Here is a 9,081-nt window from a genome sequence, read left to right on the forward strand (position 1 = left end):
AGCCTGTGGAGAGGAAGGCTCTGGCCAATGTCTTGTGACTTTGGTGAAACCAGCCTCGAAGAAGCAGGAAATCAACAGTAGATGTAATCAGAAATGAGAATATTTACGTAAGTTTGATAGAACGGTGCGCTTTAGCCTTGAAAGCTTTCTCTGAGAATTTTTCTCTCGCGTATTTTTTTAAGTATTTATGGGGATATCAAGAGGTGGAATTTGGGGAGAGATGCGATTGGTGAAAAGGGAGATGGTGCTTTAAAGGAAATTTGTGAATGAGCACACATCACGGTGGCTTGTTGTTCATGAGGCAGATACTTGCTTTTTAAGTGAAAATCATAAAGCTGATAGCGTCTTGAAGCGTTTGATATTGTCATATTTTTTCTTTTTCATGCTATCATTGCCTGTCATCAGAAGAAGCCATTCGATCGCAGTCTTAAAGGTGGATAAGCGGGTGATTGGGAAGTTGTAATTTCTGGGGGATGAGACACGCAGCTTATGAAGCTTTTGTGCGTAAGGATAGCTTCCTCTTCAATGAGAACAGTGTCTCTCTATTTTAGAGGATCGGATTTAGCAGCTCTTGCTAACAAAAATCGATTTGCACCTCAATAAAACACCTGTTTTTTCGTTAAAATGCATAAATTTTTCTTGTGTTTTGTGATGCTATAATTACAAATAACTAATTTTATAGCACCGTGTTTATAGTACTGTGACTTAAAAATGGGGGGAGGTATGAACGGCATATCTGCTAAGCAGACAAACACCAAAGAAAAAAATTCAGACGCAGAACACAGTATTCCTTCAACTATAATGCGTGGAACGTTCAATATAATACGTAGAATATTAGCTTGGATACTTAAAAAGTTGATTTTCACAATTTTTCTTATCCTGTTATTTCTTCGTAGACCAGTTCTTGCTGTACTAAACTTTTTCGCGGGTGCGAGTGCATTAGCATTCTTAATGTTTTTTTATGGATACCTCATAGAACGCCGCGAAGCAACAGCAGATGAAGCCGGTATATCGCTCGCATTAATGTTAGCAATTGGTGAAGGCGTTTTTTCTGTTTGCTGCATGTATGCTAGCTGGGGTTACGACGCTCTCTTATTCCGTCTCGCACCTCCTGGGTATGTTCTTATTCTCCCTGAATAAATAGAGTGCAATTCGTTTGCACACAAATCAAAATGAGAGGCTGTCTGCCTCTCAAATTCTTCATAATCGCTCAGCAAAATCATGACATAAGATCCGCGTTTAATGAGAGGACTCACAAGCCTTGGGTTCTTAAGCTCAAGGCAATCCTTTAAAGGTTGCGTCTAACGGTATCCTTGACCAAAATAACCAATATGGCTTGTTTTGTTTCTCACGCGGCTTTCCAAGTCATGATAGAAGAGAAGAACTTCTCATGGTGCCTAAACGGTACTTTATAGTGTGTTCAAGGGAAAAAACGAGAAAAAATATTTGATTTTTATCTACAATGAATAAAATTTTTTATATCTTGTAGCGATACGCAATATAATCAATTACTAATTTGGAGATTTAAAGATAAAAGGCTTAAAGTTTTCTACAAGACTAATACGAAGGGCTTGAAATCGTCTATACTTAAAAACGAAGGGGTATTCTCAGTGCTCTTGATGTAGCTCTCTTACCAAATGATCTTCAATGCCCCCTTTCTTTGTAACTCCATGCGCTCAAAGATCATCTTGAGAGATATTGGTCAATGACTGTCAATGGAAATTGGCACATAATATTTATATTTGATAATTCTTTAAGGATGCCTTCACCCGCTGGTTGATTTTAAAATTTGTTTCTCATGCGCTGTAATACAAAAATTATAAGAAGCAAAAAAACATTAAAAGTGCCTTTGCTCCTTGCCAATAATACAGATCTGCAAGCACTGTTCAAAAAGTGACAGCTTTTTTAAAAGAGAATAGCTACTCTTGCAAACAGAAGCTTATTGGTAAAATTACAGTTTACTCTTGAGAAGATTGTATGAAAGGGTGTTGTTTTCTAAATTCTCGTTTTTTAAAGCTTAAAATGGATTTGCTGCTTGCTGTGACCAATTGCTCTCTTTGTTGAGTCTTGTGCTCCTTCACAATGACAAGAAAGCTTTTATATGCCAAGATTACCAAAACGGTTTTTGAATGGAAATATGCATCCACCACGATCTTCTTATGTTTGAGATTCACTTTGTCCACGCTGAATGCGTTCTTGGCTCAATGTCAGATTGAGAGTGTTTTTTCTTTTTCTCTCTGTATCATTACACTCTACACAATCGTCATTGCTGCTTATTCACTCTTCATACTACGCAAAAAACCCCGCCTAAAGCGGGGTGCTGGATTTACACTTTACACAGTGTTTTCATAAAATCCTTAACTGTAAAAGCTCTAAAGGCGCCTTTTTGCAAAGCTCAACACTGATCAATACATTAAAAGAGATCACTCATTTGCAGCGTGAAATCACTTTATTAGAAGTTTTTGCTCTTCGTTGTTAGAAATAAAATTTACATACCAAGATTACCAAAACGGTTTTTGAATTTAGAAATACGACCACCATGGTCTACCAATGTTTGAGATCCACCTGTCCACGCTGGATGCGTTCTTGGATCAATATCCAGATTAAGGGTGTCACCTGCTTTTCCCCATGTGGAGCGCGTTGTGTATTGGCTACCATCCGTCATAACGACGGTAATTTTGTGATAGTCGGGATGAATATTCGCTTTCATGTGGCAAACCTTTTGTGTCTATAGAACGAAAAGGCACTTTCTCATTTTTTTAAGTGCGCTTCCTTTGTCTTTTTGATAAGTTGATTAAAGTACCATTCCTATAACCGAGCACGCATCAAAAAACAAGTGTTCAAGATGCATCTTCAAGATGCATCATTGCATCAAGGGTTATAGACAACCTAATATAGTGAGCGAAACCTTATGAATCTCTTCAACCATTCAGAAAAATCTATCAAGCCTTCCATGAAAAACTCTTCATTCGCTTCACTTGCAACTTTTGGTCCTTATTTTGTACGTTATCGTTGGTTGTTTATCTTTGCTTTTTTCGCTTTGACTGTTGCTGCCCTTGTGACATTAGCTTTACCTGTTGCTATCGGCAAAATGTTTGATCATGGTTTTTCTACTTCAAGCCACGGTTATATCAATTTTTATTTTTTTATTTTATTTGTTTTGGCTTTGCTTCTCGCACTTGCTTCCGCTTGCCGTTATTATTGTGTTATCACTTTGGGAGAACGGATTGTTGCCGATTTACGGCGTGATCTTTTTGTCCATATTATGAAACTTTCTCCTGCTTTTTTTGACAAATCTCATTCTGGTGAGATTGTTTCGCGGCTCTTAACAGATACAACGCAAATAAAATTAGCCGTTGGCTCAACCGCCTCTACCGCTTTACGACATCTGATTGTGGTGATCGGCGCAATCGTGATGATGGTTATCACCAATGCTAAATTGTCTGCGCTTGTTTTGCTCGCTATCCCCTTTGTTGCTATCCCATTGGTTGTCTTTGGACGCAGGGTTCGTACACGTACACGCGCGGCACAAGACCGTCTCGCAGATGCTAATGCTTTGGCAACCGAACAGATAAGCGCTATCCGCACTGTGCAAGCTTTTACCGCCGAAAAACTCGTTGCTACACGTTTTTCACAGTTAATAGAACGCGCTTTTCAGACAGCGCGCGCTTCTGTAATCTTGCGTTCCTTTTTTACCGGTTTTGCAATTTTTTTGGTTTTTAGCAGTGTGGTCGCTGTTTTATGGATTGGATCCCGCGATGTTTTGAATGGCAGCATGACGTCGGGAACTTTAGGGCAATTTGTTCTCTATGCAGTTTTTGGAGCTACTACTTTTGCGCAATTATCGGAATTGGGCGCAGAATTAATACAAGCAATAGGTGCCGCTGAACGGCTTGCCGAGTTATTGCAAGAACAGCCTACTATTTTAGTGCCAAAAAATCCTTCATCTTTGGCAAAACCTGTGCAAGGTGCCATTGTTTTTGATCAGGTGGATTTTACCTATCCTTCCAGACCACAAGACAAAATTTTGCGCTCTTTTTCTTTTTCTGTCAAAGCGGGTGAAACGGTTGCTTTTGTTGGTGCTTCAGGGGCAGGTAAAAGTACGCTTTTTTCTTTGATCCTTCGTTTTTATGATCCAACAAGCGGAAAAATCCAGTTTGATGGTGTCGAGACTAATCGCCTCTCTTTGCAGGATTTACGGAGCTCAATTTCTTATGTTCCACAAGATGTCGCTATTTTTGATGGAACATTACGCGATAATATTATTTTCGGTACCGAAAATATCAATGAAGAGCAAATCATTGCCGCAGCAAAAACAGCCAATGCACTCGAATTTATTGAAGCTTTACCAAACGGCTTTGATACTGAAGTCGGAGAACGCGGCACTATGCTTTCTGGTGGACAAAAACAACGTATTGGTATTGCACGTGCGATTTTAAAAAATGCGCCTCTCTTATTGCTTGATGAAGCAACATCAGCCTTAGATGCAAACAGTGAAAAGTTGGTGCAAGAAGCCTTAGAAGGACTCATGCAAAACCGAACAACATTGGTGATCGCTCATCGCCTCGCAACGATTTTAAAAGCAGACCGTATTCTGGTGATGGATAAAGGCGCTCTCGTAGAAGAAGGAACACACGCAGAACTCGTTGCACAAAACGGGGTTTATGCCTACTTAGCTAAACTGCAATTTGCACCCGAATAAATAATGGGCATAAAAATCAGTACGTTCACAAGATTATCGTCGTTTTGAAGAGTTCTTTGATGAATAAAGCAATGACTCATTTCATTGTATTGGATATCCCGCAAGAATTTTTACTCTTATGCATCATTGCTCGTTTTTTATAAAAAATTTTTACGTATGAGAAAAATATAAATGATGCAAATATTAAAACCGATATGAATAATTAAATAAACTGCAAAAAATCCCCCCCAAAACAACCTATAAATCTCAATATATACATTTTACCACAATGTCATAAAGTGCCTCGTTTTTGTTTTCTTTAAATCCTTATTGGAAACCACATTCTCACGCATACTTCAACCACGCATTTAAAAAGCTATTCCATTGATGCGTAAAACACATAGCTCTTGTTATTACCTCGCACAATGTGAATGTTTAAACATTTATAGCAATATCTGAGTCAAGAACTTGCTTGTGATAAAGGGAGGCTCTCAAATATGGCTTGTACAATGGGAACAAAAGATTTTTCGAAAAACGCAAAAAACATCAAAAGAATGGATTAAACAATGGGATGAGGGAGTAAGGCAATGGGAAAGGAGTATACTGGAGATAAAAAATCCTACGCAATTTTTTGAAATTAGTGAAAAGCAGCATCCGGTGGTGGTGAAAGATATTTGTGCTCAAGGATATGCAGATACATTTTTTCTTTATGAGAAGGCGCTGAAAGTAAAATTTACTGCTAAGCAGATTGAAAGAATAAATGAAATAATGAGACGTCCAATTTTTAAGCAAACTTATCGTAAAGTCGTACGATTAATGAGACAGAATGGCATTACATTGCGAAAGTTTGTGGACCCTCTTACGAAAAAAAAGCGCTATAAGCCTACGATGTTGTTGTTTCATTGGTGGTTATATATGATTGATGATATGATTACAGCTGAGTATGAAGAGCAACAAAAAGACAAAGCTTTACAGCGCGGTGAAGAGTTAAAAGCGGAAATCGGTTTTGAAGATATGTCTGAGGATATAACAGTAAGCATGTTTGAATATATAGATATAGAAAAAGACAGACCTAAATATACAGAATATGAGATGCTAGAATCCATAGAAGTGTGTGGGCGTTTTCTATCTTGTAATTACCGACTACTATGCCTTTGTAAAAAGGGGCTTCTATCATTATTGTATGACATTTCTAGTGATTATAAAGCGGCACGAGAAACTTTTATTTATTATAAAAAGCTTATTGATACGGTGAAAGAGGGCTATATTGCTTTCGATAAAGATTGTTGTTACTCCACGGTTGAATGGGCAATGAAGGTTTGTAGAAAAAAAGATAAAGAAGAGAAAAAAGATCTTAGTATTTCTGAAGAGATGCCAACATTTGAAAAAGCCTACAAATTAGGCGTCAAAGAATGGATGAAGGTGTCAAATGAGAAATGTGATAACCGGTTGATCTTTTGGGAGAAGCTTATCACAATAGGGAATTCAAAAGAAAAATTAAAAATTATCTTCGCTAATAAGAAGGTGCAAGCATTGCAAGAGGCTGTTGATAAAGAAAAAGAACAGCTTGAGAATGAAATACAATCAGCGATTCTCGCAAATAAATATTTGAATTACAATCAATCCCGTGAATATTTGATACAATATCTTCAATGATTATAATGTGTGAGCATATTAATCCGTGCGTTTGTGGGAATCTCGCTCATCACGCGCTTTTATGAAAAATCTTGAAAAGCAGTGATGCGTAATATGTGGCAATCTTACCAGAGAGGGGAAAGAGAGAGCTTCTATTTAAGTGCTGTAGTCTGTATAAAGAGGGTACATCAGAGAGGCAACATGTTGATTTATAAAGATAATTTAGCGTTGTTCAACTTGAATGAAAACCCCGAATAACGTAAGATTCTCTCATTTCAAATCTGTTTATCTTGAATCAATCCAAATCACTTGCTTGCACGTCACAAGTGGGGCTGGTGTGTGGGTAAAATTGTATAAGAAAAGACTAAAAATGCCTCTTATGAACCGTCTTCATGCAAGAGCTGTTGGCAGTATCGGGAGCTGGCGCATATAATGATGGTGCCGGTTTACTCCTTCACAAGTGTAAAGATAGGGCACAAGTGTAAAGATAGGGGCGCTCAATGGCTTTATCGTTATACCATTCACGGGCGGCATCGTGAAATGGGCTTGGGTGCCTTGAGAGATGTCTCTTTAAAACAAGCGCATTCATTGGCAACTGGGTGGCGTTCTATTCTTCTAGAGGGCAAGGGGTCGTGTTCTTACTTTTGATGTGCTGATTACTTCTCTTGTATCGTTTGGTTGCTCCTTTATTTCGTTTTCTAGCTTATTTTGAGTTGAGCTTGGAAAAACAGCTTCGTGGATAATACTCAGTAAGCGGTTTTGCATTGCTTTTTGGGGGAGGGAGGCTTATTGGAGGCGCGCATTCATTGGCAACTGGGTGGCGTTTTTGCAAAATACTCATCTCATCTTATGACTTCTTTCGTATTGCTGGTTTTAAAAAAATCAACAGCAATGCTCTAAACACTCTCTTCTTTAAAGACTCTTTTAAAGACTCTTCTTTTGAGATTTAAATGCCTTTTTTGAGAACTCTCTCTAGTTTGGTGCGAATGTGTTCATTGCCGGCGATAATATTCTTTTTGCGAAATATATCGCTCCCACCTTCTTTATCAGTTACAAAACCACCGGCTTCACGGACCATCAGTATTCCAGCAGCTAAATCCCAAATTTGTAGATTATCTTCCCAAAAGCCATCGGTTCGACCAGAAGCGACATAAGCTAAATCAAGAGCCGCAGCTCCAAATCGGCGAAGTCCAGCAACTTCAGCCATGACATTGCGTAATTCAATAAGATATGCCCCATGACCTGGGCGTCCCCAATGGGGCATGCCCGTTGCAATAACACAATCTTCTAATCGGCGTCGTGCAGAAACCCGACAACGCCTGTCATTAAAAAAAGCTCCACCACCTCGCTCGGCGGTAAATAGCTCATCAAAAACAGGATTGTAGATCACACCAGCTACAATCTGTCCTTGACTCTCTAAAGCAATGGAAACAGCAAAAAAAGGAATGCCATGAAGAAAATTTGTTGTGCCATCCAAAGGATCAACAATAAAACGATGTTGAGAATCTTCCCCAATGATTTCCTCAGACTCTTCCATCAAGAAACCAAACTTTGGTCGTGCTTTGCTTAATTCATTGAAAATAATCTTTTCAGCCTTGCGATCTGCTTGGCTTACGTAATCCGCTGGCCCTTTCAAAGACACTTGCAAATTTTGCACTTCGCCGTAGTCACGCACCAGCGAACGTCCAGCTTTCATTGCGGCTTGCACCATGACATTCATGACTGCAGAATGAGCCATCTTGTATTCCTTTATTTATCCTTTTCATTTGCACGACGCAAATAAATCAACTCGTTGGTGTCAACAATGACACGTTCACCGGAATTAATAAAGGGTGGTACAAGAATGCGAATACCATTTTCAAGAATTGCTGGCTTATAAGAAGACGTAACTGTTTGCCCTTTGATAGAAGGATCAGCTTCTGCAATCCCTACGGTGACTTGATCAGGAAGAGAGATCCCTATCGGTTTTTCTTGATAGAGCTCAACAGTCACTGTCATCCCGTCTTGCAAGAAAGCAGCGCGCTCACCAACAAAATCCTTTTGTAATTCAAGTTGTTCATAAGACTCTGAATCCATAAAAACCAGAGCATCACCTTGTTGATAAAGAAATGTAAAATCCTTTTGTTCAAGGCGCACACGTTCAACCGTTTCGGCTGCGCGAAACCGTTCATTGAGTTTTGTTCCATCAATCAAATTTTTCATTTCAACTTGATTAAATGCCCCACCTTTTCCTGGTTTTACAGCATTGCATTTAACTGCTACCCACAAGCTTCCTTGATGCTCAATCACATTACCAGGTCGAATTTCATTGCCATTAATTTTCATCGTTCACGTCCAATTTTGTCCTTGCAAAAAAGCTCTCTTGTTGTCCCTTGTAGAGCAAAGCTTTCATTATCTTTGCAGAAAGAAAAGTCTTTGCAGAAAGAAAAGCGCAAAAATAATCTCAATAAGAACCTTTGTATCGTAGCTTTTTAGATCTTTGCAAGACCATAAAAACAGCTCAGACGCAAGCCCTTTGAAAATTTGCACGCAATTTTTTGGGGATTTTGGGAGTTTGGAGGGGATTTTTGTAGCAATTTATATCGCTGAAGCAAAAATACCATTTCTCTGAAGTGTCTCTTTAAAGGACGGGTAAGCTTTAAAGGACGGGTAAGCTTTAAAGGACGGGTAAGCTTTAAAGGACGGGTAAGCTTTAAAGGACGGGTAAGCTTTAAAGGACGGGTAAGCTTTAAAGGACGGGTAAGCTTTAAAGGACGGGTAAGCTT

Annotated in this window: 7 protein-coding genes and 1 pseudogene; 4 read left to right on the forward strand and 4 right to left on the reverse strand. The window is 38.9% G+C overall.

Annotation, left to right across the window (positions count from 1 at the left end; translation table 11 throughout):
- Window positions 1–723: 723 nt before the first annotated feature.
- Window positions 724–1,140 (forward strand): hypothetical protein, encoded by a 417-nt coding sequence (locus ABD915_RS08035; protein ID WP_345117214.1) that lies wholly within the window; start codon window positions 724–726, stop codon window positions 1,138–1,140.
- Window positions 1,141–2,488: 1,348 nt separating this feature from the next.
- Here the strand turns inward: ABD915_RS08035 and rpmE are convergent.
- The gene (gene rpmE / locus ABD915_RS08045; RefSeq protein WP_345117216.1) at window positions 2,489–2,710 is read right to left on the reverse strand and encodes a 50S ribosomal protein L31; all 222 of its coding nucleotides are present in this window, start codon (window positions 2,708–2,710) and stop codon (window positions 2,489–2,491) included.
- A gap of 201 nt (window positions 2,711–2,911) precedes the next feature.
- Here rpmE and ABD915_RS08050 point away from each other — a divergent pair, with 201 nt between their 5' ends.
- The 3 genes and pseudogenes from ABD915_RS08050 to ABD915_RS08060 form a co-directional block, all read left to right on the forward strand.
- Window positions 2,912–4,702 carry an ABC transporter transmembrane domain-containing protein gene (locus ABD915_RS08050; protein ID WP_345117218.1) on the forward strand — a complete coding sequence of 597 codons (1,791 nt, stop codon included), beginning with the start codon at window positions 2,912–2,914 and terminating at the stop codon, window positions 4,700–4,702.
- Between the two features lie 636 nt (window positions 4,703–5,338).
- On the forward strand, window positions 5,339–6,337 hold the full coding sequence (locus ABD915_RS08055) for a hypothetical protein (protein ID WP_345117220.1): 999 nt from the start codon (window positions 5,339–5,341) through the stop codon (window positions 6,335–6,337).
- Window positions 6,338–6,686: 349 nt separating this feature from the next.
- Window positions 6,687–6,943: pseudogene (locus tag ABD915_RS08060) on the forward strand (Arm DNA-binding domain-containing protein); the annotation flags it as partial.
- A gap of 319 nt (window positions 6,944–7,262) precedes the next feature.
- Here ABD915_RS08060 and ABD915_RS08065 read toward each other — a convergent pair.
- The 3 genes from ABD915_RS08065 to ABD915_RS08075 all read right to left on the reverse strand — a co-directional run.
- Entirely contained in the window at window positions 7,263–8,054 is a 792-nt protein-coding gene (locus ABD915_RS08065; RefSeq protein ID WP_345117222.1) for an inositol monophosphatase family protein, read from the reverse strand.
- 11 nt (window positions 8,055–8,065) lie between these two features.
- Window positions 8,066–8,641: an elongation factor P gene (gene efp, locus ABD915_RS08070; protein ID WP_345117224.1), complete on the reverse strand. Its 576-nt coding sequence runs from the start codon at window positions 8,639–8,641 to the stop codon at window positions 8,066–8,068.
- A gap of 146 nt (window positions 8,642–8,787) precedes the next feature.
- Window positions 8,788–9,081: hypothetical protein (locus ABD915_RS08075; protein ID WP_345117226.1), on the reverse strand; the 294-nt coding region annotated here is incomplete at its 5' end.

This window comes from Bartonella jaculi, from assembly GCF_039543045.1.
GTDB classification, from domain to species: Bacteria; Pseudomonadota; Alphaproteobacteria; order Rhizobiales; family Rhizobiaceae; genus Bartonella; species Bartonella jaculi.